This window comes from Mycetocola spongiae, from assembly GCF_020424085.1.
Taxonomy (GTDB): Bacteria; Actinomycetota; Actinomycetes; order Actinomycetales; family Microbacteriaceae; genus Mycetocola; species Mycetocola spongiae.
The window spans coordinates 394,726-421,198 of sequence record NZ_CP080203.1 but is presented as its reverse complement, the minus strand read 5'-3'; the positions used below and the strand labels follow the sequence as shown (position 1 = coordinate 421,198).

At 67.3% G+C, this 26,473-nt stretch carries 19 protein-coding genes and 1 other RNA gene; 8 read left to right on the top strand and 12 right to left on the bottom strand.

The features are described from left to right. Positions 1-6: 6 nt before the first annotated feature. Entirely contained in the window at positions 7-1,395 is a 1,389-nt protein-coding gene (locus KXZ72_RS02040) for a 2-oxo acid dehydrogenase subunit E2 (RefSeq protein WP_226082079.1), read from the top strand. Between the two features lie 870 nt (positions 1,396-2,265). Here the strand turns inward: KXZ72_RS02040 and KXZ72_RS02035 are convergent. Further along, entirely contained in the window at positions 2,266-2,490 is a 225-nt protein-coding gene (locus KXZ72_RS02035) for a hypothetical protein (RefSeq protein ID WP_226082078.1), read from the bottom strand. A 1,511-nt stretch (positions 2,491-4,001) separates the two neighbouring features. On the opposite strand from KXZ72_RS02035, the gene KXZ72_RS02030 reads away from it, so the two are divergent. Beyond that, positions 4,002-4,733, top strand: coding sequence for a DUF4191 domain-containing protein (locus KXZ72_RS02030; RefSeq protein WP_226082077.1), 732 nt, complete (start codon positions 4,002-4,004; stop codon positions 4,731-4,733). A gap of 58 nt (positions 4,734-4,791) precedes the next feature. Here KXZ72_RS02030 and KXZ72_RS02025 read toward each other — a convergent pair whose 3' ends face one another. Further along, complete coding sequence (locus KXZ72_RS02025; protein WP_226082076.1) at positions 4,792-5,220, bottom strand: RDD family protein; 429 nt, start codon at positions 5,218-5,220, stop codon at positions 4,792-4,794. A gap of 141 nt (positions 5,221-5,361) precedes the next feature. Here KXZ72_RS02025 and glnA point away from each other — a divergent pair, with 141 nt between their 5' ends. After that, the gene (gene glnA, locus KXZ72_RS02020; RefSeq protein ID WP_226082075.1) at positions 5,362-6,786 is read left to right on the top strand and encodes a type I glutamate--ammonia ligase; all 1,425 of its coding nucleotides are present in this window, start codon (positions 5,362-5,364) and stop codon (positions 6,784-6,786) included. A gap of 60 nt (positions 6,787-6,846) precedes the next feature. On the opposite strand, the gene KXZ72_RS02015 is transcribed toward glnA, so the two are convergent. Beyond that, positions 6,847-10,452, bottom strand: a complete 3,606-nt coding sequence (locus tag KXZ72_RS02015; RefSeq protein ID WP_226082074.1) for a S8 family serine peptidase — start codon at positions 10,450-10,452, stop codon at positions 6,847-6,849. Between the two features lie 210 nt (positions 10,453-10,662). Here KXZ72_RS02015 and KXZ72_RS02010 point away from each other — a divergent pair, with 210 nt between their 5' ends. Then, the gene (locus KXZ72_RS02010) at positions 10,663-11,313 is read left to right on the top strand and encodes a TIGR00645 family protein (protein ID WP_226082073.1); all 651 of its coding nucleotides are present in this window, start codon (positions 10,663-10,665) and stop codon (positions 11,311-11,313) included. 74 nt (positions 11,314-11,387) lie between these two features. Here KXZ72_RS02010 and KXZ72_RS02005 read toward each other — a convergent pair whose 3' ends face one another. From KXZ72_RS02005 to KXZ72_RS01990, 4 genes are all read right to left on the bottom strand, one after another. Further along, the gene (locus tag KXZ72_RS02005) at positions 11,388-13,955 is read right to left on the bottom strand and encodes a DEAD/DEAH box helicase (protein ID WP_226082072.1); all 2,568 of its coding nucleotides are present in this window, start codon (positions 13,953-13,955) and stop codon (positions 11,388-11,390) included. 108 nt (positions 13,956-14,063) lie between these two features. After that, complete coding sequence (locus tag KXZ72_RS02000) at positions 14,064-17,066, bottom strand: bifunctional [glutamine synthetase] adenylyltransferase/[glutamine synthetase]-adenylyl-L-tyrosine phosphorylase (RefSeq protein WP_226082071.1); 3,003 nt, start codon at positions 17,064-17,066, stop codon at positions 14,064-14,066. A gap of 3 nt (positions 17,067-17,069) precedes the next feature. Further along, complete coding sequence (locus tag KXZ72_RS01995) at positions 17,070-18,425, bottom strand: glutamine synthetase family protein (protein WP_226082070.1); 1,356 nt, start codon at positions 18,423-18,425, stop codon at positions 17,070-17,072. A gap of 69 nt (positions 18,426-18,494) precedes the next feature. Continuing rightward, positions 18,495-18,680 carry an SPOR domain-containing protein gene (locus KXZ72_RS01990; RefSeq protein WP_226082069.1) on the bottom strand — a complete coding sequence of 62 codons (186 nt, stop codon included), beginning with the start codon at positions 18,678-18,680 and terminating at the stop codon, positions 18,495-18,497. Positions 18,681-18,714: 34 nt separating this feature from the next. Between KXZ72_RS01990 and map the strand changes: the two genes are divergently transcribed. Continuing rightward, entirely contained in the window at positions 18,715-19,590 is an 876-nt protein-coding gene (map, locus tag KXZ72_RS01985; RefSeq protein WP_226082068.1) for a type I methionyl aminopeptidase, read from the top strand. 4 nt (positions 19,591-19,594) lie between these two features. Beyond that, positions 19,595-20,359 carry a polyphosphate--glucose phosphotransferase gene (gene ppgK, locus KXZ72_RS01980; RefSeq protein ID WP_226082067.1) on the top strand — a complete coding sequence of 255 codons (765 nt, stop codon included), beginning with the start codon at positions 19,595-19,597 and terminating at the stop codon, positions 20,357-20,359. Positions 20,360-20,652: 293 nt separating this feature from the next. On the opposite strand, the gene rnpB is transcribed toward ppgK, so the two are convergent. The 3 genes from rnpB to KXZ72_RS01965 form a co-directional block, all read right to left on the bottom strand. Then, an RNA gene (gene rnpB, locus KXZ72_RS01975) (RNase P RNA component class A) lies at positions 20,653-21,018 on the bottom strand. Between the two features lie 53 nt (positions 21,019-21,071). Then, positions 21,072-21,809 (bottom strand): zinc ribbon domain-containing protein, encoded by a 738-nt coding sequence (locus KXZ72_RS01970; RefSeq protein ID WP_226082066.1) that lies wholly within the window; start codon positions 21,807-21,809, stop codon positions 21,072-21,074. A gap of 45 nt (positions 21,810-21,854) precedes the next feature. Next, a complete protein-coding gene (locus tag KXZ72_RS01965) occupies positions 21,855-22,673 on the bottom strand; it encodes a Nif3-like dinuclear metal center hexameric protein (protein ID WP_226082065.1) in 819 nt (272 codons plus the stop codon). A 101-nt stretch (positions 22,674-22,774) separates the two neighbouring features. Here KXZ72_RS01965 and KXZ72_RS01960 point away from each other — a divergent pair, with 101 nt between their 5' ends. Beyond that, positions 22,775-23,218, top strand: a complete 444-nt coding sequence (locus tag KXZ72_RS01960; protein ID WP_226082064.1) for an acyl-CoA thioesterase — start codon at positions 22,775-22,777, stop codon at positions 23,216-23,218. A 142-nt stretch (positions 23,219-23,360) separates the two neighbouring features. Here the strand turns inward: KXZ72_RS01960 and KXZ72_RS01955 are convergent, their stop codons facing one another. Beyond that, positions 23,361-23,957 carry a short chain dehydrogenase gene (locus KXZ72_RS01955; RefSeq protein ID WP_226082063.1) on the bottom strand — a complete coding sequence of 199 codons (597 nt, stop codon included), beginning with the start codon at positions 23,955-23,957 and terminating at the stop codon, positions 23,361-23,363. Positions 23,958-24,076: 119 nt separating this feature from the next. Between KXZ72_RS01955 and KXZ72_RS01950 the strand changes: the two genes are divergently transcribed. After that, positions 24,077-25,702 (top strand): hypothetical protein, encoded by a 1,626-nt coding sequence (locus KXZ72_RS01950; RefSeq protein WP_226082062.1) that lies wholly within the window; start codon positions 24,077-24,079, stop codon positions 25,700-25,702. On the opposite strand, the gene KXZ72_RS01945 is transcribed toward KXZ72_RS01950, so the two are convergent. Next, positions 25,699-26,385: a YceI family protein gene (locus KXZ72_RS01945; protein ID WP_226082061.1), complete on the bottom strand. Its 687-nt coding sequence runs from the start codon at positions 26,383-26,385 to the stop codon at positions 25,699-25,701. The two genes, KXZ72_RS01950 and KXZ72_RS01945, sit on opposite strands and share 4 nt — an antisense overlap. Between the last annotated feature and the right edge of the window lie 88 nt (positions 26,386-26,473).

Here is a 26,473-nt window from a genome sequence, read left to right as displayed (position 1 = left end):
AAGGTCATGAGCGAATCCGTGGTCCTTCCTGCACTCGGTGAAAGCGTCACCGAGGGTACGGTAACCCGTTGGCTAAAAAATGTTGGCGACCATGTTGAGGTAGACGAGCCGCTGCTCGAGGTCTCCACCGATAAGGTCGACACCGAGATCCCCTCGCCGATTGCCGGCGTAATCGAGGAGATCCTCGTGGAAGAGGACGAGACCGTCGAGGTTGGCGCCGTTCTCGTGAAGATTGGTGACGGTTCCGGCGCGGGCGCAGCAGCTCCCGCGGCACCCGCCGCCGCCGAGCCCGCCGCGGCTCCGGCACCCGCCACACCGGCACCCGCCACACCGGCACCGGCCGCCCCCGTGGCACCGGTTGCTCCCGTGGCTCCCGTGGCAGCCCCGACCGCACCGGTCGCCGCTCCCACCGCCCCCGTGGCGGCACCCACCGCACCGGTAGCAGCCCCCACCGCACCGGTAGCGGCACCCGCCGCGCCGGCCGCCGCAGCAGCCGGTGGCACCGGCTATGTCACCCCCCTGGTGCGCCGCCTGGCTCAGCAGGAGGGTGTAAACCTCGACACCGTCGTGGGCACCGGAGTGGGAGGACGCATCCGCAAGGAGGACGTTCTCGCCGCCGCCGCGGCAGCAACCCCCGGCGCATCGGCCCCCGCGGCCGCCGCACCCGTGGAGATTTCGCCGCTGCGTGGCACCACCGCCAAGATGAGCCGCCTGCGTAAGGTTGTGGCCGAGCGTGCCGTGGCCTCGATGCAGCAGACCGCTCAGCTGACCACCATGGTTGAGGTTGACGTCACCAACGTGGCCCTCTTCCGCGATAAGGTCAAGGCCGAGTTCCTGGAGAAGACCGGCACCAAGCTGTCGTTCCTGCCGTTCTTCGCCCTGGCCGCGGCCGAGGCCCTGCGTCAGGTGCCGATCATCAACGCCACCGTTGATGGCACCGACATCGTGTACCCGGCCACCGAGAACATCTCGATTGCCGTGGAGACCGAGCGTGGCCTGCTGACCCCCGTCGTGCGCGACGCGGGCGAGCTGTCCATTGCCGACCTCGCCACCGAGATCGCCGATCTGGCTGCGCGTACCCGCGATAATAAGCTCACCCCGGATGAGCTGTCGGGCGGCACGTTCACGCTGACCAACACCGGTTCGCGTGGCGCGCTGTTTGACACCCCGCTGGTATTCCTGCCCCAGAGCGCCATCCTGGGTACCGGAATCGTCGCGAAGAAGCCCGCCGTGATCTCCAATGGCGGCGTGGACTCGATTGCTATCCGCTCGATGGTCTTCCTGGCCCTGTCCTATGATCACCGCATCGTGGACGGCGCGGATGCCGCCAAGTTCCTCACCACCATCAAGGCTCGCCTTGAGGCCGGGAACTTCGAGGGTTCGCTCGGCCTCTAAGCCATACGAGCCATCGTCCAGGGCCGGTACCTTTCCCTCGCGGGAGGGTGCCGGCCTTCGGCGTTTCCGGGGGCGCATCCTGCGGCGCGAGGAGCGCGGCCGGAAGCAATACGGGCAGCGGCGGGCCGAGGGCGCGCAGCCGATGCTCGACGAGTCGGGCCCGGTTCCACGCGTCCGCCGCGGCGGGCGGACCCCGGGTCTCGCAGCGCGCGCAGCCTCGGGTGGGCGCGGGCCGGGGCGATTCTGGAGCCCCGAGGGGAACGGACGTGTCCCGCCCGCACCGCTCACCGCCGCGCGCGCGAGGCGCGGGCGTGTCGTGCCCGCGCCGTGCACCGCCGCGGGTGCCGGGCGCGGATTCGATACACCGCGGCGCCGTGCGGTCTCGCGGATCGGGAGGGCCTTCGGAGGCCGGTTCCGCCGGCATGTGCGTGCGCCGTGGCCGCCGCTGCGGTCGGGATCGGGAGTCTCCCGCGGGCGGTGCGCATGCCACCGGACTGAACGCTCCCGCGGGGCATCCGGGCGGGGCGCCCACACCAGCCCAAACCGGGGCAGGGGGTGCGGAATCCTCCGCGGCGCCAGGCGCTCCTTCCGGGACCGCCGTGTTCAGGCACCGCGATTCCGCCGGCTGCGGACCGGGCACCCCCACACCCGTCGCCGTACCCACCCGCGCGCGGGCGTAGTGCCGCTCCAGTACCCCGCGCCGGAGCGCCACCCGCGGCCTCGGCCCCTCCTCGCGTTCTTCCCCGCCGCCGAGCGCGACCCACGACCGCAGGGGTCGAGCCCCCGCGCCGCGCGCGCCCCCGGCAGTATCGTCCAATGGAGCCCGCGCCGTGCCGCCGGGCGGGCTGCCCCCTGCCATCGCCTCCTTGGTTATCTGCACGGCATCTCCACCGGCGCCTCCACCAGCACCAGCACCAGCACATGTACCTGTACTTGCATCTCCACCTCCATCGCCACCGGCACGGGCCCCTCCACCTGCACTGGCACGGGCACGGGCACTGGCACTGGCGCCTCCACAGGTACTGGATCCTCCATCGCCATCACCATCTCCACCCGCACATCCACCGGAACGTGCATTTGCACCTGCACCGTCACCGGCGACGGCGACTGTATCGCCTCGGGGTAAGGCCACCCGCGCCTCGTTGAGTTCCTCCGCGCAGGCCCCGAGTTCGGGATCCGAGCGTAATTGCGCGATTTCCCGCACCAGATCGGCAAAACCACACAGGGGATCGGCGGGACACGGGAAAAACCCCGCCCTCAACCGCGCGCGACCACGACCATCAACACTCAGATCGGCTAAGGATACCGGCCGCGGCCACTCGGGCGCTGCGGCCACGGCCACGACCGCCCCACGCTTGTCTCCCCGCCCCGACGCCCGTGTCCCCACCTCCGCCGCCGAGCCATCGGCGCGAGGGTCGCCGTGCCGCTCCCCCACCTCCCATGTGGACCCAGCCTCCCGCGTGGGCCCTGCATCACATATGTACCCCGCCACCCGCATGTACCCGGATGCCCGCGTTCGCCCGGGCTCCCACTTTCCCGGAGGAGGCCCCGGCGGCAGGGGCGCCCACGGGGACGACGGCCTCCCGCGTTTTGGACGACACCGCTCACCCCATACCCCCTCCTCAACGGGTGTATTGCCCGCAGATAGCCGGCCCCGCCACCCCAGGGTGGCCCTCGCGCCGCACCCCCGCCGCCCGCTGCCCGGGCCTCGCCCGGGCAGGCCGCCCCGACGCCAGCGGGCAGGCGGGGAGGACTCTTGTGAAGCCGCGGCGGGGAGGCCCTCGGCCTCGCCCGGAGGAAAGCTCCCGGAGACCACGGGGCCGCCCAACCGCCGCAAGGAATGGGCGGCGTCCGCACGCCGGGCCAGGAGCCCGGGCACGGGGAGGAGCAGATTGAGGACCACCCCGCGCGGGTGATCGGCGAGGACGCGCAGGGCCTCGGCCAGGGGCAGGCCCGGGCCCGGCGCATAACGAGCCGCCACGGCGGCGCGCTCCGCGTCGGCAGGGAACACCCTGGAAAGACCCGGTTCAAAAAGACCTGGTTCGGAATGACCTGGTTCGGAATGACCGGGTTCGGAATGACCTGGTTCGGAATGACCTGGTTCGGAATGACCAGGTTCGGAATGACCAGGTTCGGAAACAGCCGTTTCGCAAAGACCCGGCTCGGACAGATCCGACGCCGTTCCGGCGCACGCCCGGGCGCCCCCACCGCTCATGGCCGCTGCCCCGCCGCCACAGCTCACGCCACTACCCATACCCCTGGCGCATCCACTGCCTCGGTCGCATCCACTGCCTCTCTCACCGCCACTGCCCCTGTCACCGCCACGACCTCCATAACCTCCGCCGCGCTCCCCCTCACCCTCGCCGGCCCCCTCTCCGCTTGACACGGAAAAGGCACCCGGGCTCCGGACCCAAACGGCACCCTCCGGATCCCTATTTCTCTCGCCCAGGACACCCGGGCCGCCGCGTTCTCGTCTCATTTACCCAGTAAATCCGATCCCCCCTGCGGCGGCCGCGGCCCTCCATAATTTGTGGAAAACCAGCCCTCCGCGAAAATCGGTGGATAGCGGTACTCGGCGGAGACCGATTGCCGGTATCCTTGGTGTCATGGCACGTATGGATAAGGCCGAAAAGGCTCAGAAGAAGGCCCTGAAGAAGGCCAATAAGGAACCCGGCCGCTTTAAGCAAATGTGGCAGGTCTTCCAGATGACCCGCAAGCATGACTCAAGCGTGGTCTGGTACATGGCCCTGTCCCTCGTGGGCGGCCTGGTTTTGGGTCTTGCGCTCGCCCTGTGGCTGAGCAGCGGTAACGTATTTGGCACCGTCATGTGGATCATCGCCGGCTTCTTCGCCGGTATCCTCGGCGCCATGATCATCCTCGGCCGCCGCGCCGAGCGCGCCGCCTACTCGCAGATCGAGGGGCAGCCCGGCGCCGTCGGTGCCATCTTCCGCAGTTCCCTGCCCCGCGGCTGGCGCGGCGAGGAAATGCCCGTGCACGTTAACCCGCGCACCCAGGACGCCGTATACCGCGCCGTCGGTCGCGGCGGCGTAGCCCTCGTGGCCGAGGGTCCGCAGTCGCGCACCAAGCGCCTGCTGGACGATGAGCGCCGCAAGGTCGCCCGCATCCTTCCCAACGTCCCGATCACCACGTTCTATGTGGGTCCGGATGAGGACTCGGTGCCGCTGCACCGTCTCCCCAAGACCCTCCGCAAGGTCAAGAAGAACCTCACCAAGCCCGAGGTTCTTGCCGTGAGCAACCGCCTGTCCTCGCTCGGCAACAGCCTGCCGATCCCCAAGGGTGTTGACCCCTTCAAGGTTCGCCCGCAGCGCGCACGCTAACGCCATTAACAAAACGCCGCGGCCGGTGAGGATTTCCTCACCGGCCGCGGCGTTTTATTTAGGAGCGAATGAGCGCCGTGCCGGCGATCTTATCGTGGAAGCCGCGCTGATCCGAGTCCCAGACCAGCGCCGGAACCACCAGCACCAGCAGGACGGTGCGCACGATGGGCTTCCAGAAGCCGATATGCCCGGCGCCCAGCGGCAGCACCCGCATTCCCAGCAGTCGATGGCCGATCCCACCACCGATCGTGGGGATCAACAGGATCTGCAAAACCGCGAAGATCACGATGGGGGTAAAGTCCCCGAGCGGCTGGGAAATAAGCGTCGCTATCCCCCACGCTAGTGCCCAGTCGATGCAGAGCGCCGCGAAGCGACGACCCGCCCGGGCCATGCTGCGGTGCCCCTCTTTGGGGAGGCCAAGGCGCTCACCCGGGTATTTACTGGGGGCAAGGTCACCAAATGTTGTGGGTTTTTTCTCCTGAGACACCCCTGTAGTCTACGGCCGTTACACTCGTAACATGCCCGAAACACGGGCGACACCGCCGAGAAACGCCGGTTGCCTACTCTCGGTAGTGGATGACCAACCCTCTACATCCCACTCAGTACCAATTATTTGGAGCCTAAGTACATGTTTAGTGATTCTGCCGAGGTGCTCGCCTTTATTAAGGACACCGACGTTAAGTTCGTTGATGTTCGTTTCACCGATCTGCCCGGTGTCCAGCAGCACTTCAACGTCCCCGCAGCCTCCGTGGATGAAGAGTTCTTTGCCGTTGGCCAGCTCTTCGACGGCTCCTCGATTCGCGGATTTGCCAATATCCACGAGTCCGATATGCAGCTCATCCCCGATGTCACCACCGCGTATATCGACCCCTTCCGCATCCAGCGCACCCTGGTCATGATCTTCGATATCTTCAACCCGCGTAACGGCGAGCGTTATTCGAAGGACCCCCGCCAGGTGGCCCGCAAGGCCGAGGATTACCTCGCCTCCACCGGCATCGCCGATACCGCGTTTTTCGCCCCCGAGGCCGAGTTTTATGTCTTTGACGACGTGCGCTACGAAAATAAGCCCGAGGGCAGCTTCTATGCCGTGGACTCGGTTGAGGCCAGCTGGAACACCGGCCGCAAGGAGGAGGGCGGAAACCTCGCCAATAAGACCCGCCACAACAGCGGCTATTTCCCCGTGAGCCCCACCGATAAGCAGGCCGATCTGCGCGATGACATCTGCCTTAAGCTTGCCGAAGCCGGCCTCATCCTGGAGCGCTCGCACCACGAGGTGGGAGCCCCCGGCCAGGCCGAGATCAACTACCGCTTTGATACCATGGTGCACTCGGCCGACGATCTCCTGCTCTTTAAGTACATCGTCAAAAACACCGCCGACCAGTGGGGCAAGACCGCCACGTTTATGCCCAAGCCCGTTTATGGCGAGGCCGGTTCGGGTATGCACACCCACCAGTCGCTGTGGAAGAACGGCGAGCCGCTGTTCTACGACGAGAACGGCTATGCCGGCCTGAGCGATACCGCCCGCTGGTATATCGGTGGCCTGCTGAAGCACGCCCCCGCCGTGCTCGCATTCACCAACCCCACCGTGAACTCCTACCGCCGCCTCGTGCCCGGCTATGAGGCCCCCGTGACCCTGGTGTACTCGGCCGGAAACCGCTCGGCCGCCGTGCGTATCCCGATCACCGGCACCAACCCGAAGGCCAAGCGCATCGAGTTCCGCGCCCCCGATGCCAGCTCCAACCCCTATCTCGCGTTCGCCGCGCAGCTCATGGCCGGCCTGGACGGCATCAAGAACCGCATCGAGCCGCACGACCCGATCGATAAGGACCTCTACGAGCTGCCCCCCGAGGAGGCCGAGGGCCTGCAGGTTGTGCCCGCATCGCTCAACGAGGCACTCGCGGCCCTGGAGGCCGACCACGACTTCCTGCTGGAGGGCGGCGTGTTCACCCAGGAGCTCATCGACACCTGGATCTCCTATAAGCGCGAATACGAGCTGGAGCCGCTGAACGTGCGCGTCCACCCGTATGAGTTCGAAATGTACTACGGCGTTTAGTCTCAAAACGCGAAGTACCCCCGGCCACGGCCGGGGGTATTTTGCGTTCGGGGGTGCCGGCTAGGCCGATCGCCGACCGGTACGGGGCTCGCGCCTGCCGCTACCCAAAACCAGAATCGCGCCGCCGGTCAACGCCAGCACCGCCAGAAGCGTCATGCCCGCCACGATCTGCTCGTTCAGTCCCGAGCGGGCGAGTGTCCCGCCGGTGCGGTCCCGTCCCTCGGCTGGCCCGGCACCCTCACCCTCGCCACCACTACCGCCACCGGTATCGGTGCCGGGAGGCGTTCCCGGCGGAGGCGTACCCGGGCCCGCGGAAGAACCGGACCCGGAGACCGGGACCACCTGCACGCGTGCCGGGGCCGCCGGGTCTCCCCCGGCGTCGGCACCCGAGGCATTATGCAGGTGCAGAAGCAAAATCCGCGGCAGTGTCTCCTCCCCGGTATCGACCACCACCCGGTGCACCCGCAGGTCGGAGCCCGGGGCATCCAGGAACAGCGGGCCCGGCCGGGCGGCCGCGGGGCCCTCCGCGCGCTCAAACCATAACGCCGGGCTGGCCGGGGAAAAGGACAGCGTGGAGCTGCGGTCCACCGCGGCGGGCTGGCCCGCGGGCGCCCAGAGCGCCGATTCGGTCTCCACGCGATAGTTCACGCTTCCCAGCGACGCGGCATCCAACCCCAGCAGGCCTGCCCGCGCGGCCAAGATGGCCACATTATTATCCAGCGTATTGCCGTCGATATTGCCCTCCACCAGGTTGACGGGCCGGGCATCCAGCACGGTGCCCGCGCCATCCGCGCCGAGCCGAGACAGCACCGCGAGGGGAAGATCCAGCCCCGATGCCTCGCTGAATCCCAGGTGCAGCGCAAAGTCATCCACGCCATCTTGGTTGGTATCGATGAGTATCCGGATATTCGCGGCGGGTGTCAGGGCCGCCCAGTTGCCCCACGTGGCGATCCCGAAGGCGGTATCGGCATCCGCGGGGTCGCCTCCGGCAGCGGCCAGCGCAGGGAGGGTCGAGGACACCCCCACCGCCCGCAGGTCCAGGGCCCGCACCGAGGGGCTATCCGCTCCCCCCTCGGCCAGGGAGAGATCGGGTATCCGGGGGCTCTCCTCGCCCAGCAGAAATGGCGCGACCAGGGAGTGATAGCCGTCCACTCCGGGTTCCCCCTGCGCAAGCGCGCGCCCGGAGGTGGCAAGCACGGCACTCTCGGCACCCGCGGCAAAGCTCACGGCCCCACCCGTCAGCGCGGAGACGGGCTTGGGTGCCGCGTGCACGGCCACCCGCAGCTCGGGTTGCCCCTCCGCCCGCAGGATCACGCGCCCCGATTCCTCGGCCAAAAACTGGCGGGCGTGACCGGCCTGGGTGCGATCCAGGGTGGGATCGGCCGTTTTTCTCAGCGCCGCGGGATCGGCGATTCTCAGCCGCACCGGCACCGTGGCCTCGGCACCCGCGGCAACCCGCACCGATTCGGGTACACTCACCTCAACCCCGGGAACCGCGGCGGCCGCGCGATAGGACACCCGATATTCGTGGGTGCGGCTATCGCGATTTTTGATCGTGATCAGCCGCTCCTCGGTGAGGCCTCCCTCCCCCACCTCAAGCACGCCAAACTCCACCGTGGTGGCCGCGGGATCGGCCGTGGCCGCCGCGCCCGCGACCGCGCGGGTGGCGGCCAGCGCGTCCACGCGTCCGGTGCCCACCCGGCCCGGCGCATAGGGGGTGTCCCCGCGGGTGATATCGGTGCCGGCGGTATTAATCACCGCGGTTTTCAGGTCGGCACCACGCAGTCCCGCACGTTCGGCTATCAGCGCGGCGATCCCCGCCACATGCGGGGACGCCATCGAGGTGCCACTCATCACGGCCGCGGCCTTTCCGCCCCCGGCCCGCGCCGAACCGATCAGGGAGCCGGGCGCGGCCACATCGGGCTTCACCACCCCAAACGAGCCGTGTACGCCGCGCGAGGAGCTGGGGGCCAGCGTATTGGCGGCCCCGGAGGGCGAGCGGCCGGCCCCGCGATAATCGGGCGCAAGCGCCAACTCCAGCGACCCCAGCAGGGGACGCAGGTGTTCGGAGGCCTCGCGCGTGAGCTGCACCCCGGGGATGGCCGCGCTCCCGGCGATTCCCGCCGAGAAGAGATCCCGCCCCGAGTCCAGGACCACACCGGTGGCCCCGGCCTCGGCGGCGCGCTCAAACCGGGCGGTGGAGCCGCAGGCGCGTATGGCGTCGTTTTCCTCCCAGTGCAGCCAGACCCAGTGTCCGCGCACACGCTCGGCGTCCGCCGCCGAAAACGCCGCGCAGCCCTCGGCATTGGCCCCCTCGGGCCCGGCAACCACCGTATTGCGCAGCACGGAGGCGGGCGCCTCATCATAGTTAAACGCCGCGGAATACTGACCAAACTCGGTGCTCACCTTCGGCGCGAGGACGTCGATCCGATCGCGGAGCACGGTGGACCCGTAGGCATTGGCCACGCTCAGGGAGCCCACGGCGTTGCCGGGCGAGCCGCCCACATCGTAGCGATCCCCGGCGTTGCCCGCCGCGATCACCGGCAGCACCCCGAGCTCCAGGAGCTTATTAATCACGTCGTTTTCCGGATCGTCCGCGGGTGAATAATCGCTGCCCAGCGAGAGATTCACGATATCCGCACGATCGTCAAAATTGCCGTCACCATTGGGATCAAGCACCCGATCCAGCGCCTGCAATACCAGGTTGGTGGAGCCCGCGCAGCCAAAAACCCGCAGGCTCAGGAGCGTGGCACCCGGGGCCGACCCGGGCCCGATCGCCATGGTGGAGACATCCTCCGCACTCAGGCCGCCATAATCGGTCTCCGCATTGAGGGCCGTGCCATCGGCAGCAATGCCATAGCCCGCGGCGGTGCCCGCCACATGGGTGCCGTGCCCGGCCGCCGCGCAGTCCAGCGGATTATTATCGGGTTCGGGGATGGGCTGATAGCCGGGGCTCTCCGGATCGGGGTTATAGGAATCTCCCGCGAGGTCATAACCGCCGGCAAATTTGCGCGGATCAAAGAGCCCCGCGGGCGGCTCGGTGGCACTCTGCGCCCGCGCATAGGCCTCGGCCGTGCCGGGGCCGCCAAAATCGGCGTGGGTATAGTCGAGCCCGGTATCGATCACCGCAATTTTTATTCCGGCGCCGGTGGCATGGGTGTGAACCCAGGTATCCAGCACTCCGGTATCAAGATCGGAACCGGCGTTTTCCGGCACATGCTTGGGCATAATCGGGGTGATCTTTTTCACGTCCTCGCGCGCAGCCAGGCCCTGCAGGGTGTCGGGGGTGGCCAGTAGCGCCACTCCGGGCACGGTATTGGTGGTGATAAATAGCGGCCGGGTGCCCGCGGCCCGGGAGACATCGCGGGCCGCGGCCTCAATATTGGTTTTTAGCCGGCGGGTCTGGGCGCGGGCATCCCGTGTGCCCCGCGCGGCCTCAAACGCCCCCGGCCCCCGAAACTGAACAAACACGGGGAGGGCGGTATCCGGCTGCGCGGTATCCGGCACACGCAGTTTTTGTTCGATACCCACCGATCCGTGCTGCGCCCCGGCCAGCGCCTCTTCGACCGCGTCGCTGTCCGCCCCCGGTTGGGCGAGCGCCGGGGCGCCTCCCGCCCCAATACCCAGCGCAAGAATAACCGCCGCCGCCACGAGCCTCTTTTTCATTTCGGGCCTCCCTCGCCCCACGATGGGTCATGAACGGCACCAGGCTAGGATCGCCCCCTGGCAGGTAGCTCCGAGTCCGGGAGGATCGTGCAATACGCCGTCACGCCGCCCGGGGTGTGCGACCCGGGCCCGTTCCTCGGGCTCCGCGGAATCACCATAAAATAAAGGGGTGTGGGTTTCGACCGTCGAGCCCGCCCCAAAGGAGATCGAGTGAGCGCTTCGCCGCCCCCTACCCCCACCCCGTATATTCCGCGCGGCCAGCGCGGCCCGGGTCCCGCGTCCCGCACCATGGCGTATATGATCTTCGCGAGCCGCTGGATCCAGGCCCCGCTCTATCTGGGACTGATCGTGGCCCAGGCCCTATATGTCTGGGTATTCATGGTGGAGCTCTGGCATATGATCACGCATATCGTGGAGCATCCCACGGCGCTGGATTCCAATGCCATCATGCTCAGCGTGCTGGGGCTCATCGATGTGGTGATGATCGCGAACCTGCTGATCATGGTGATCATCGGCGGTTATGAGATCTTTGTCTCGCGGATGCGCCTGGACGGGCATCATGATGAGCCCGACTGGCTCTCGCATGTCAACGCCAATATGCTCAAGCTCAAGCTGGCCGTGGCCATCATCAGCATCTCCTCGATTCACCTGCTGAAGACGTTTATCGAGATCGGCAAGCTCTCTACCGATGGCAAGGGTCTCGGCGTGACCTGGGATGCGATCATGTGGCAGGTGCTGATCCACCTCGCGTTTATCGTCTCCGCGATCGCCCTCGCCGTGATTGATAAGATGCAGCACTCCTATCAGGCCATGCTGCGTCCCGCCGAGGAACCGAGCGATCAGCCGGTATCCGCCCACTAAATATCACCACGCATAGACCCCCGGGTCGCGGCCAGCTGCCCGCGACCCGGGGGTCTTTTATCTCCGCCCGTGGCCTATGCCCCGGTGAGCGGGCCCACCGCGGTCACCCGGATCACGGCCTCGCCGGCCTCCACCGACTCCGCAAGATCCACCTCCGCGGAGATCCCCCAGTCGCCATCACCCTCGGGGTCCTCAAAAATCTGCCGCACACGCCAGATGCCCTCCTCCTCGGCGGGAGACTGATCCACCGTGAGCAGCTGCGGTCCGCGCGCCGAGGGGCCAAAGCCCAGGCTCGGATAGTCCTCATAATAGGCGTCCATGGCCTCGCCCCAGGCATCGGCGTCAAAGCCGGATTTGGCATCCAGCTCGCCCAGCTCCTGATAGCGATCGCGGGCAGCGAGCTGCACCCGGCGGAACATCTCGTTGCGGATCAACACCAGGAACGCCCGCGGATTGGAGAGGATATTGCGCGGTGCGGGCGGCAGGGCCGCCGCCTGTTCGGCATGCTTCTCGGGGTCCGGATGCGCAAGTTCCTCCCACTCGTCGAGCAGGCTGGAGTCCACCTGGCGCACCAGCTCGCCGAGCCACTCGATGATATCCCGCAGCTCCTCGCTCTTGGATTCATCCGGGACGCTCTGGCTGATCGCGCGATAGGCATCGGAGAGATAGCGCAGCACCAGGCCCTCGGAGCGCGCAATTTTATAAAAGCCCACGTATTCGGTGAACGTCATCGCGCGCTCATAGAGATCGCGCACCACGGACTTCGGGCGCAGCTCAAAATCGCGCGCCCACGGCCGCTCGGTGGCATAGAGTTCAAAGGCCGCCGAGAGCAGTTCCTCAAGGGGCTTGGGATGGGTGACCTGCTCCAGCAGCTCCATCCGCTCGTCGTATTCGATGCCCTCGGCCTTCATCGAGTTCACGGCCTCGCCGCGGGCCAGGAACTGCTGGGCGTTGATGATCGGGCGCGGGTCCTCCAGCGTGGATTCGATCACGGAGATCACGTCCAGGGCGTGGGTGGGAGCCTCGGCGTCCAGGAGCTCCAGCGCGGCAATCGCAAACGGGGACAGCGGCTGGTTCAGCGCAAAATTGGCCTGCAGGTCCACGGTCAGGCGGAACTGGGTCACGCCGTCCTCGTCCTGATACTGCTCGATAATGCCGGCGGCGCGCAGCGTGCGATAGATGGCGAGGGCGCGCCGGGCCAGTTCGTATTGGCGCTCGCGCGGCTCGTGATTATCAAAGATCAGGGCGCGCACGCGCGCAAAGGCATCGCGGCCATGGGCCACCACGTTGAGGATCATCGAGTGCGTGATCGTCATATGGCTGGTGAGGGTCTCGGGGCGCGCCTCGATGATGCGTTCGAAGCTGGCCTCGCCCCAGGAGACAAAGCCCTGCGGGGCCTTTTTACGGATGATCTTGCGCTTCTTTTTGGGGTCGTCCCCGGCCTTCTGGATGAGCTTGAGGTTTTCAATCTCGTGCTCGGGGGCCTCCAACACCACATCTCCCGCGGTGTCATAGCCGGCGCGGCCCGCGCGGCCCGCGATCTGATGGAACTCGCGCGCGTTCAGCTGCCGCATCTTCACGCCATCGTATTTGGTCAGCCCCGAGAGCAGGACCGTGCGGATCGGCACGTTAATGCCCACGCCGAGCGTATCGGTGCCGCAGATGACGCGCAGCAGCCCGCGCTGGGCGAGCTGCTCCACGAGCCGGCGATAGCGCGGCAGCATGCCCGCATGGTGCACCCCAATTCCCGCGCGCACCAGCCGGGACAGGGTTTTTCCGAAGCCAGTGGTGAATTTAAACTCGCCGATGGCCTCGGCAATCTCATCGCGCTGCTCGCGGGTGACAATTTTAACGCTGGTGAGGGCCTGGGCCCGCTCGGCGGCGGCGGCCTGCGCAAAATGCACCACATAGACGGGCGCGCGATTGGTGTGCAGGAGCTCCTCGATGGTTTCCTGCACGGGGGTCTGCACGTAGTGGTAGCTCAGGGGAACCGGGCGTTCGGTGCCGGTGACCTCGGCGGTCTCGCGACCCGTGCGCCGGCTGAGATCGGCGGAGAGTTCGGTGACATCACCGAGGGTCGCTGACATCAGCAGGAACTGGGTATGCGGCATCGTGAGCAGCGGCACCTGCCAGGCCCAGCCGCGATCACGATCGCCGTAATAGTGGAACTCATCCATGACCACCTGGCCGATATCGGCCTCCTCGCCATAGCGCAGCGCCTCATTGGCGAGGATCTCGGCGGTACAGCAGATGATGGGCGCATCGGCGTTCACCGAGGAGTCGCCGGTGACCATGCCCACGTTCTCGGCACCAAACGCGGCAACCAGCGCAAAAAACTTCTCGCTCACAAGCGCCTTAATCGGCGCTGTGTAATACGTGCGCTCCCCCGCCGCCAGCGCCGCAAAATGCGCGCCCATTGCCACGAGGGATTTGCCGGTGCCGGTGGGCGTGGACAGGATCACGTTTGACCCGGAGACCAGCTCCATCAGGGCCTCCTCCTGCGCCGGATAGAGGCGCAGGCCCGTGGCCGTGGCCCAGTCCTCAAACTCGCTAAATACCTCATCGGCCGAGGCCCGGGAATCGTGGAGCCGGGTGATGCGCTCGTTCAGGCTCGGGCTGGAGGTTTCTGCGGTACCGGACATGGCTCCATTCTCCCATTATCGCGGGGCGCGCCGCGCCGACGGGGCCGCGCAGCGGGGTGAATCCGCGGCCGGGCAGGCCCGGAGCGGCGGGGAATACGCACCCCCGGGCTAGGCCTCGCCCGGGGCGTCATAAAACAGGCGCTCAAATACGGCGCGGGCGCGGCGGGTGGTGCGCAGATAGTCCTGTTCCAGCTCAGTGGCCGATCCCGCGGGATATTCCAGGATGCGCGCGATGCCCTCCAACTGGCCGCGGTCCACGGGCAGCACATCGGTGGTGCGGTTTAGCCACAGCGTCATCGCGGAGCGCACACGCGAGGACAGGATCCACGCCTCGCGGAGCACCTCCTCGTCCTCGGAGTCCATAAAGCCGTGATCGCGCGCGGCCAGGAGGGCGTCCAGGGTGCTCGTGGTGCGCAGTGCTGGAAGCGCGTGTCCGTGTTCCAGCTGCAGTACCTGCACCAGCCACTCCACATCGCTGAGCGAGCCGCGACCCAGCTTCACATGCCGGGTGGGATCGGCACCCTTGGGGAGCCGTTCACCCTCCACGCGGGCCTTAATCCGGCGCACCTCGCGCAGCGCCGCTCGGTCGATGCCGGCCGGATAGCGGGTCTGATTGGCGAGATCGGCGAAGTCCTCACACAGCGCCAGATCCCCGGCGATCGGGCGGGCGCGCAGCAGCGCCTGGGCCTCCCAGGTGAGCGACCAGCGCGCATAATAGGCGCGATAGGAATCCAGGGTGCGCACAACCGGGCCATTGCGTCCCTCGGGGCGCAGGTCCAGGTCAAGATCCAGCGGGAGGCGCGGGTCCACCGCGAGGCGTTTTACCTCCGCCGCGATCCGGGCGGCGGCGCGCGCGGCCTCCGCGGGGGCCAGCGTGCCCGGCCGGTAGACGTAGAGGATATCCGCGTCCGAGCCAAAGCCCAGTTCGGCGCCCCCGAGTCGGCCCATGCCAATCACACCAAATTCCAGCTCCGCGGTGCCCAGCCCGGGCTGGGCGCGCACGGCGGCGAGCAGGCCGCCGATACTCACCTCGGTGATCGCGCTCAGGCCCGCGGCGATCTCGCGGACATCGCTGATGCCGAGCACCGAGGCCATCGCGAGGCGCAGCACCTCGCGGCGGCGGATGCGCAGGATCGCGGTGGCGGCATCCTCGGCGCGCGCGTGACGACGCAGGACTGCCTGCACCTCCTCGCCGAGCGCGGCGGTTCCGCGTCCGCGCAACAGCTCATCGGATTCCAGCCAGGCCGCCGCCTCCGGGATCCGCCCGAGCAGTTCGCCAATAAAGCGCGAACCACTGAGCACCCGGGTCAGGCGTTCGGCCACGCCCGAGGAATCGCGCACCATGCGCAGGAACCAGTGGGTATTGCCCAGGGACTCGCTCAGCCTCCGGAACGCAATCAGGCCATAATCGGGATCGGCCCCATCGGCGAGCCAGCGCAGCAGCACGGGAAGCAGGTGGCGCTGAATCGCGGCGCTGCGCGAGATGCCCGTGGTGAGGGCCGCGATATGGGCGAGTGCTCCCGCGGGATCGCGGAAGCCAATTGCCGCGAGCCGCGCCTCGGCCTGGGCCGGGCTCAGCCGCACCTCCTCCTGGGAGAGTGCCGCCACGGCCGAGAGCAGTGGCCGATAAAACAGCCGCTCGTGCAGCATCCGCACGGTGTTTTTGGTGGCCTCCCAGCGCTGCACCAGATCGGTTCCGGTGGCCGCGAGGGTCGAGCCGCGGGCCAGCACCCGCAGGCCCTGCTCATCGCGCGGCATGAGGTGGGTGCGCCGCATCTGATGCAGCTGGAGGCGATGCTCCAATACCCGCAGGAGGCGATAATCGGCGGTGAACTCGGCAGCCTCCTCGCGGCCGATATAGCCCGCGGCGGCCAGGGCGGTGAGCGCTGCCACCGTTCCCCCCTGGCGGACCGAGGCATCGCTTGAGCCGTGGACAAGCTGCAGGAGCTGAACCGTGAACTCGATATCGCGCAGGCCCCCGGGGCCCAGCTTCAGCTGATAGTGCAGATCGGCCACGGGGATATTCTGGGTCACGCGCTCGCGCATGAGCTGCACGGATTCCACAAAATTATCGCGCGAGGAACTCGCCCATACCAGCGGGGAGATCGCGGCGTGATAGCGCGCACCGAGCTCGGCATCCCCCGCGAGCGGCCGGTTTTTCAGCAGGGCCTGGAACTCCCAGCTCTTGGCCCAGCGCTCATAATAGGCGAGGTGAGAATCGAGGCTGCGCACAAGCGCCCCCTGCTTGCCCTCGGGCCGCAGATTGGGGTCCACCTCCCACAGCGGAGGCTCTACTCCGGTGGCGGCGATCACGCGCATCAGAACCACCGCGAGGCGCGTGGCGATATCCACGGCGCGACCGGTATCCAACCCCAGATCCTCCTGACCCTCGGCCACAAAGATGACGTCCACATCGCTCACATAATTCAGCTCACCGGCGCCGGCTTTCCCCATGCCGATCACCGCGAGGCGGGTTGCGGCCACCTCCTCGCGCGGGAAGCGCGGCAGCTCGCCGCGGGGATCGGAGGCCACCGTCCGGGCCACCGCGAGGGCGGCCTCCAGGGCGGCCGCGGCGGCATCCGAGAGCGCGGACGCCACGGCGTCCAGCACCTCGCGCGGATCCTGCGCCGCGGTGTCATAGGCCACGATTCGCACCACCTCGCCGCGATATGCCACGCGCAGTGCGCGGGTGGCCTCGGCCTCGTCCAGCGCGGAAAAACCGGCGCTGGCCCGCACGGCGCCCAGCAGGGTATCGCGCAGCGCCCCCGCGGTGGGCAGCACCGAGACCGGGGTGGCCAGGATCTCCAAAAAATCGGGGTGGCGCAGGAGGAACTCGGCAAGCCCGCGGGAGATCCCAAAGACCCGAATCACGGCATCGCGCTGCACCGGATCGGCCCCGATCGAGGCCAGCAGCTCGGGGTTATCCTCCCCCAGGCGCAGCAGCGTCTGGAGCGCAAAATCGGGTTCGGCGGCACCGGCAAAGCCGGCCAGGTCCTCGGGCGTGATGCCCCAGCCAAACTCGGCCAGCCGGCCGACGGCCTCGCGCGCGGGAGTGAGCTCATCAAATCCGAGCCGGGCCAGGAGGCTCAGCCCGGTGGTCGCGCGCGCCATCCGCTAGAGAATCTCGATATTCTTGGCCAGCTCATAGGGCGTGACCTGCGAGCGATATTCGTCCCATTCCTGGCGCTTATTGGCCAGGACGTAGTTAAAGACCTGCTCACCCAGCGTCTCGGCCACCAGCTCGGATTTCTCCATCAGGCTGATCGCGTGATCCAGGCTCGCGGGGAGCGGCGCATAGCCCAGCGCGCGACGCTCGGCATCGGTCAGGCTCCAGACATCGTCCTCGGCCTCGGGCGGCAGCTCATATTCGTTTTCGATACCCTTCAGGCCCGCCGCGAGCAGCAGCGAATAGGCCAGATAGGGGTTGGCCGCGGAATCGATTGCGCGGTATTCCACGCGCGCGCTCTGCCCCTTATTGGGCTTATAGAGCGGCACCCGAACCAGCGCGGAACGGTTGTTATGACCCCAGCAGGCATAGCTCGGGGCCTCGGAGAGATTATTGCCCGCCACGCCACCCCAGAGCCGCTTATAGGAGTTCACAAACTGATTGGTTACGGCCGTGATCTCGGGGGCGTGCATGAGCAGGCCGGCGATAAACTGGCGACCCACCTTGGAGAGCTGATACTGCGCACCGGCCTCATAGAAGGCGTTGGTATCCCCCTCGAAGAGCGACATATGGGTATGCATGCCCGAGCCCGGCTGATGCGACATCGGCTTGGGCATAAACGTGGCATATACCCCCTGCTCGATCGCTACCTCCTTCACCACCGTGCGGAAGGTCATGATGTTATCGGCGGTGGCGAGGGCATCGGCATAGCGCAGATCGATCTCGTTCTGCCCCGGGCCCGCCTCGTGGTGGCTGAACTCCACGGAGATGCCGAGGTCCTCCAGCATGCGCACGCTGCGGCGACGGAAATCATGAGCGGTGCCGCCAGGGACATTATCAAAATAGCCGGCGGAGTCCACGGGGATCGGGCCCTCGGGGCCGATCTGCGCGGACTTCAGCAGATAGAACTCGATTTCCGGGTGGGTATAAAACGTGAAGCCGCGGTCCGAGGCCTGCGCGAGCGCACGCTTTAATACGTTGCGCGGATCGGCTCCCGCGGCCTGGCCATCGGGAGTGGTGATATCGCAGAACATCCGGGCGGTGGGATCAATCTCGCCGCGCCACGGAAGAATCTGGAACGTGGAGGGATCGGGGTGGGCCAGCAGATCCGACTCATAGCGGCGCGACATACCCTCGATCGCGGAGCCGTCAAAACCCAGGCCCTCGGTGAACGCACCCTCCACCTCGGCGGGGGCGATGGCCACGGATTTTAGCGTGCCCACAACATCGGTAAACCACAGGCGCACAAATTTTACGCCGCGCTCCTCGATGGTGCGCAGTACGAAGTCACGTTGCTTATCCATGGGCTCCTCTTTCTTGCGTTCTCTCCTAGGGTAGTGGGTGCGCGGGGTGGAATTCCCCGCGCCACACACCTAGTCTTCCGCTGCCTCCTCGCGCGCCCAGCGCTCGCTGTTTTCGCGCAGCTTTTCGAGGGCGCGTGCGGCCTCCTCGGGAGTATCAAACGGGCCGACGCGATCCTGGGCGGGGGAAACATACCCCTTTTCCACGTCGCCGGTGTGAATGTTGTACCAGTACTGGGTTGCGGGATCCTTTTCCATGCTGCGTCCTTTCGTGTGGGCCTAAACTGATCCTATGCCTAAGGATTCTCACGGTCACCTCATTCCCGGTTCGGTTTCTGCGCAGCGCGCCGTCCCCCGCACCATCGCCCGCCCCGAATACGTGGGCAAGGTGGCCCCGGCCCCCTTTAACGGCTCCGATATTTATGGCCCCGAGGACGTGGAAAAAATCCGGGCCTCGGGCACACTCGCGGCCGATGCCATCGCACTGGTCGAGGAGCATGCGGTGCCCGGCGTGACCACGGATGAACTCGATCGCCTCGCCCATGAGTTCCTGATCGGGCACGGCGCCTATCCCTCCACCCTGGGCTATCGCGGCTTTCCCAAATCGCTGTGCAGCTCGCTGAACGAGGTGATCTGCCACGGCATCCCGGATGACACGGTGCTTGAGGACGGCGATATCCTCAACATCGATATCACCGCCTATCTGAACGGCTTCCACGGCGATACCAACCGCACCCTGCTGATCGGCTCGGTCTCCGAGGAGGCCCGGCTGCTCGTGGAGCGCACCGAGGAGGCCCTGCGCCGCGGCATTCGCGCGGTGGCCCCGGGCCGCGAGGTGAACGTGATTGGCCGCACAATCGAGGCCTATGCCAAGCGTTTTGGCTATGGCGTGGTGCGCGATTACACGGGGCACGGGGTGGGCGCCGCGTTCCACTCGGGCCTGATCATCCCGCACTATGACTCCGCTCCCCAGTATTCCGATGTGATGGTGCCCGGCATGGTCTTCACGATCGAGCCGATGCTGACGCTCGGCGGCACCGAGTGGGACCTGTGGGAGGACGACTGGACCGTGACCACACGCGATCGCAGCCTCACGGCCCAGTTTGAACACACCCTGGTGGTCACCGAGCGTGGGGCCGATATTCTCACGCTGCCCTCGGTAAAATAGCGCCATGGGTCACTCGTCACACAGGATTGCCATTGGAATCGATATCGGCGGCACCGGCATTAAGGGTGCCTCGGTGGACCTCGACAGCGGGGAGCTGATCAGCGAGCGAATCAAGATCGCCACCCCCGAGGGCGGGCATCCCGATGCCATCATCGAGGTGGTTGCCGAAATCGTGTCCCGCATTGGCGGGCCCGGCGCGGATTCCGCGCCGCTCGGCGTCACGTTCCCCGCGATCATCCGCGACGGCCACACCATGTCCGCCGCGAATGTGTCCCGGGAATGGATCGGGCTCGACGCCCGCTCACTCTTTGGCCGCGCCCTGGGCCGCGAGATCACGTTTGTGAACGATGCCGATGCCGCGGGCTTTGCCGAATCCGAGTTTGGCGCGGCGAAGGGCCGCAACGGCCTGAGCCTAGTCACCACGCTGGGCACGGGAATCGGCGCGGGCGCGATCTATAACGGCGTACTCATCCCCAATTTTGAGCTGGGCCACCTGGAGATCGACGGCCACGATGCCGAGAGCCGCGCGGCCTTCTCCGCGAAGGAGCGCGAGGGTCTGGGCTGGGAGGAGTGGGCGGCGCGCCTGCAGCGTTTTTATGAGGTGCTGGAATTCCTCTTCTCGCCCGATCTACTGATCGTGGGCGGCGGGGTATCCAAGAGCCACGAGCACTTCCTGCCGCTGCTGCGGCTGGATACGCCGATTGTTCCCGCGGTGCACCGCAATAATGCGGGAATCCTCGGGGCCGCCGCATTTGCCGCGGGGGCCTAGGCAAACTCAACAACGGTCCGAACGCTTCGGGCCGGGCCGCCGGTTGGATAGGCCGCCCGGTTCGGGGTGCCCGGGCCTACGGAACGGCGATCCCATCGGATCACGGCAGCTCAGGCGAACCGGCTGAGGTGACCCGGGCCTACGGCACAGTGCTCTGACCGGGGACCGCGGAGGCGGGTTGAGGTGACCCGGGCCTGCGGCACGGTGACCTGACCGGGACCGCGGAGGCCGGTTGAGGTGGCCCGAGCCTATGACGCAGTGGCCTGGCCGGAGTCCGCGGAGGCCGGTTGAGGTGAATGGGCCGGCTGATACGCCGGGTTCTGTTGGGATGATCTCTCATCCTGGACGACCATCTATCTAGGCCCGCCGTTGCCGACGGGCTCAAGCGATCTACCCGAAAACGGGACGAGCAGCCCCATGGTTTTCTGTCTGATCTTGCTCCGGGCGAGGTTTACCGATCCGACCGGGTCACCCCGGCCGCTGGTGGTCTCTTACACCACCTTTTCACCCTTACCCCGCGCCCGGGGGCGCGTGGCGGTCTATTTTCTGTTGCACTGTCTCGCGGGTTACCCCGGGTGGGCGTTACCCACCGCCCTGCTCTGCGGAGCCCGGACGTTCCTCGCCGCCGTTACCGGCGCCGCGGTCGTCTTGCCGACCCATTCACAACGTTCAGTTTAGCCTGAGTTGGGGACCCCGCGAGACCACGCGGGACCTACCAGAGGCCGGATTCCTCGGTGCGCACCATGATCGCGGTGCACTCGGGGCACTGCAGCACCTCGTCCAGTTCGGCGGAGCGCACGAGGGCAAGCTCATTGCCGGTCAGCGCGATATTACAGGCCCCGCAGGTGCCGGCGCGGAACAGGGCGGCACCCACGATGTTCTTGGCGCGGATGCGCTCATAGAGGGCGATGAGGGGCTCCTCGGCGCCAATCAGGAGGTTGGCGCGCTCGTTTTCCAGCGCGGATACCTCCTCGGCGATGACCTCCAGCGATTCCTCGCGGCTGGCGTTTACAGTGTTGATCTGCGAGCTGAGCTCGGCCTCGGCCTGCTGGCTCGCGCGCAGCGCGGTCTCGGCGGTCTCCACGACCTGCATGGCCTCGAGCTGGGCATCCTCCAGGATGCCGCGGCGCAGGGTGAGCGATTCCAGCTCGGACTGCAGCCCGGCCACGGCCACGGGGCTCTGGCTCTGGGCGATAAGGGCGTTATCCCGGGCGATGCGCGCCTCAACCACCTGCACATCGGATTCCAGGCGACCCAGCTCGGTCTTGGCATCCTCAAAAACGCCGAGGTCGCGGGCGAGCCCGCCGCGCACGGCATCGCGGTCGGTGGTCAGCGAGGCGAGCGCCGCGATCTCCGGGAGGGTTCCGCGGCGATGCACGGCACGGGTGATGGCATTATCGATGCGCTGCGCGTCGAGAAGCTTCTTCTGGGCGGCGGAGGTGGATTTCACGGTTTCTCTTTCACGATGTTGTATTTTGCGTTGGGTGTGTTGTGGTCACTGGGTGACGACAAAATCCCACGGGTCGGTGCGCAGGTCACTCACGGAGAACGAGACTCCGGGAAGTGCACGGCGAAGGTTTTCGGCGGCGGTATCCAGCCAGAGCCACTCGCTGGCCCAGTGCGAGACATCCAGCAGTGCCGGGCCGGAACCCAGCAGCGCCTGCTCACGGAACTCGGATGCGGGATGGTGGCGCAGATCGCTGGTGATATACAGATCGGCGGAGGCCACCTCGGGATGCGAGAGCAGGGAGTCCCCCGCGCCGGCGCACAGCGCCACGCGCGAGATCGGGCGATCATAATCCCCCGAGCCCCGCACGCCGCTCGCGGTGGCGGGGAGAATCACGGCCAGTTCGCGGGCGATCTGTCCCAGGGTGCGCGGCTCGGCGAGCGTGCCCACCCGGCCGATCCCGCGGGTGGGGGTTTCCCCCGCGGTGAGCGGGGTGATCTGGCGGAGGCCGAGGGCGTGGGCGAGCACGGCGGAGGTGCCATCCTCCACCACATCGGCATTGGTATGAGCGGCAATCAGGGCGCAGTCGGCGCGAATCAGGCGGGCGATCAGGCTGCCCTTATAGCGGTCCTCGGCCACGCTCGTGACGCCGCGCAGCAGCAGCGGGTGATGGGTCAGGAGCACATCGGCCCCGGATTCCACCGCCTCGGCCACGGTCTCGGCCACGGGATCCACTGCCAGCAGCACCCGCTCGATCGGCGCATCAAAATCTCCCGATACGGGACCCGAGGCGTCCCAGGACTCGGCGCCGGAGGCCGGCCACGGGTTCTCGATCGCCTCACAGAGGTCGCGCAACGTAGGTTTCACACTCCCTAGCGTACTTGGTTCGCGCCCGCGTGGCTCGCGCCGGACCGTACACTGGGATTCACGACGGCTTCATCACGGCATAGGAAGCAGGCAACACCATCATGCACGGCACCGAAGACATTAATTTCCGCACGCGTAAATGGGTGCGCCCCGAGGATCTGAACGCAAATGGCACGCTCTTTGGCGGCAGTCTCCTGCGCTGGATCGACGAGGAGGCGGCGATTTATGCGATTCTTCAGCTCGGCAATATTAACGTGGTCACCAAGCTGATCTCGGAGATTAACTTTGTCAGCTCCGCGCTCCAGGGAGACATCATCGAGATGGGGCTGCGGGCCACCGCGTTTGGCCGCACCTCGCTCACGATGCGTGCCGAGGTGCGCAATATGTTCACGCGGAAGTCGATCCTGACCATCGAGAAGATCGTGTTTGTGAATCTTAATGAGGAGGGTGAGCCCACCCCGCACGGCTATACCGATATCACCTTCAGCCGCGACCGGCTGCCGCGCGGCGTGGTGATCGCCCCCGAGGATTCGGCGCGCGCCTAGGGCCCCGGCACTGCCCGGGAGGGATGTTACGCCGCGATCCCTACACCGCGGCGTAACACTCCCACGCTACGCGAGCGCGCCCCGCCGCGGGGGGCCGCTGTCCCGTCCCGAACCCCCAACGGATAACAATTGCGATTTGGGGCTAATAGCCCACCGTGAATACGCGTCCCGTGGCGTTTCCCGCGACCGAGCGCAGATAGGCGCGCCCCACCACCGCGGCATCCACGGTCTCAAAACCGCTAAAGGCCTCGTGATATCCGGTGGCCTCCGTGAGCACGGTGGGGCTCACCGCGTTCAGCCGAATGCCGCGCGGAAGCTCCGGCGCCGCCGCGCGCACATAGGCGTCCACGGCGGCATTGCTGGCCGCGGCCGCCGCGCTGCCCGGGATCGTTTCGGCCGAGAGGATCCCGCTGATCAGCGTGAACGAACCCCCGTCCACCACGTGTTCCAGCCCGCGGCGCACCAGCTCCACCTGGCCCAGAAACTTATTGCCCAGTCCCGCGAGAAAATCCTCCCGGTTCAGCTCGGTGGCCGGGGCGAAGGGCACCACTCCCGCGGCACTCACCACGGCCTCGAGCGGGCCAAGCCGCTCAAAGAGTGCCGTGATGGACGCGGGATCGTCCAGATCCACCCGCTGCTCCCCCGCACGCGAGGCGCCCACCACCCGATAGTGCCGCCCAAGCTCCGCGGCGGCTGCCGCCCCCACCAGGCCCGAGGCCCCGATCACCAATACGGTCATTTTGATCCCCTTAATTCACGAATACTGTTTTTTATAACGAGAGTCGCGGGCTCGGCATTCCCGCGCGCTAGCGGGTAGTCTTCGAAAGAATCCTCCCCGCTCCCCCAGAAAGTAGAACCGTGCGCCCTCCCCGCCGCATCGGGGTGCTCGCGCTGATCGCGATCGCCTCGGCCCTTCTCCCCGCCGCGCCCGCCGCCGCCACACCCGCACCCTCCGCGGTGACCTCCGTGGAGCTGATGCCCTATGTGGAGGGCGATCTCTACTGGCCCTCAAACCTCTTTCCCTCGTTTGCGCTGCGCGTGCAGCTGGACAGCGAATATGCCCGCCCTGGCGATTCCACCACGCTGACGCTGCCCGCGGGCCTGCGCGCGCTGGCAGCCCCCGGCGGCGTGGAGCTGGCCGATGGAACGCGGATCGCCGATTATGCGCCGGATCGCGGCGGCAAAAGCCTCACCGTGACCTTCGCCCCGGCGGTGCGCGACCTGCGCGACCTGCACGCGGTCATCGCGGTGCCGGTGACCGCCACGGACCTCACCCGCGCCGGGGGAACCTATCGCGCGGAGGTGACCGCCGGGGGGCGCGTCTTCCCCGTCTCCGCGAACTATAACGGGCTCGAGTGGGGCCTGACCGGGCGCGTGGCGCTCTGGGAGCAGGGCGTGGATCCGGCCATTCCCGAGGTCACCGTCCTCTCGCTGGTTGCCGGCGATCCCGAGCTCGCCCGCTATGGCGGCCAGTGGGTAGCGGTGGGCACCGCGCATGATCTCCCCGGGGATGTCACGGCGATACCCGAAAGCACCCGCGTATTTGCGCTGGATTCCGAGCCGCTGGGGATCGCCGATCTCACCGCACCCGCGGCCGAATTGCGCGAGGGCAGGGACTTTAGCATCAACCCCGCCGATAGCGTCCTGGGTCGGCCCGCCACCTCGGTCTCGCTGCCCCAACCGGTTGCGGGCACCTATGTGATCAGCACCCGCTTTGCCTTCACCGAGCGGGTATCCCTCGGGGATCTCCCGCATCCACGGCTGCCCGCTGCCTCCGCGAGCATCTTCGCCCCCGGCACCGCCACCGGCAACGGTTCGGTACTGTGGCATGACTCCCCCGGCGTGCCCGGGGGCGGCTATTCCACGCTCACCTCGCCGATGTATCTGGGCAGCGCGGGGGCCGAGGGCTCCGCGACCGCCGCGGTCGCGGAGATCTTTGCCGACCGGGACGTGGCCGAGGATCGCGCGGGGGCCGAGGCCACCCTCACGGTGACCAATCGGGGCAATGTTCGGATGTTCGCCACGCTCACCGAGGAGATCGGCGGCGAGGGGGTGGACCTGACCCTGGGGTCTTTTACCGCGGAACGGGGCACGCTGACGCGCACCGCCTCCGGCCTGACCTGGGTGGATACGCTGGAACCCGGCGCCTCCGCACTCATCCGCTATCGGGTGGATACCCGCCCGCGCGGGAGCGCCCCCGGGCGGGTGCACTTCAGCGCGGCGGTCGGGGCCGAGTCGCCCTCGGGATCGCGCCGCGAGGCGGCCGTGGCCGCGGATGAGCTGCTCATCGCGGGCGCGATAACCCCGCTGCCGGGCAGTACCGACCCGGACCCGGCCACGACTCCGGGTGGCTCAACTCCCCCGGCCGCCGATGCCCCGCGGCTCGCGGGCACGGGACTCAACCCGACGGTACCGGTCCTGGTCTCGGTGCTGCTGGCCGCGGCCGGCGCGCTGCTCCTGCTGCGGCGCCGACGCAGTGCCTAGGCGCGCTCCAGGTTTAGGATGAACTCCACGCTGCCGTGGTCCTCGACCTTCACAAAACCCAGGTCGGGGGCACTCACGCCATAATCGGCGAAAACCAGCGGGACCGAACCGGCCAGGCGCACGGTGGTGCCGTCGATGACCGCGGAGATCTCGGCGCTCACGCTGCGCTCCACGCCCGCGAAGGACAGCGTGCCGGTCGCGGTGGCGGTATGGGGTCCCGCGGCGGTGGGATCGGCGGGGAAGGCTATCGGAGCCGTCAGCGTGAAGGTGGCCTGCGGGAACTGAGCCGAGCGGGCCACGGTGCCGCGGAAATAATTATCCCGGGTGCCGTTATCGGTTGCGATGCTCGCGGTATCCACGCTGATGACGGCGGCCTCGATGCCCGTGGCGCTTGCGGTCACGCTGCCCGAGACCTGCTCGGTGCGGCCGGTCACGGTGACATCGGTTCCGTTCAGGACCTCGTCCACCCGGTAGCCCGCGGTGGAACCCGACCCCACGGTCCACTCGCCCGCGAGCTCATCGGCGCCCAGCTCCGGGGCGGCGGCGTTTTCGAGTGCGGTGGTCGGGGCATCGGCGGCGGGGGCGGCGAAGACATCACGATAGATTACGGGACCGAGGGTGGCCCCGAGGATAATCAGCGCGGCGGCCGAGGCCCCCAGAATAATTCCTGTTTTTTTCTGCACCCCTTTATTGTGCCCGGCCACCCGCGCGCGAGCCTGATAGTTTACCCAACAAGTTAAATGACGGGGCCCGGTGTGGTCGCGGAGATTC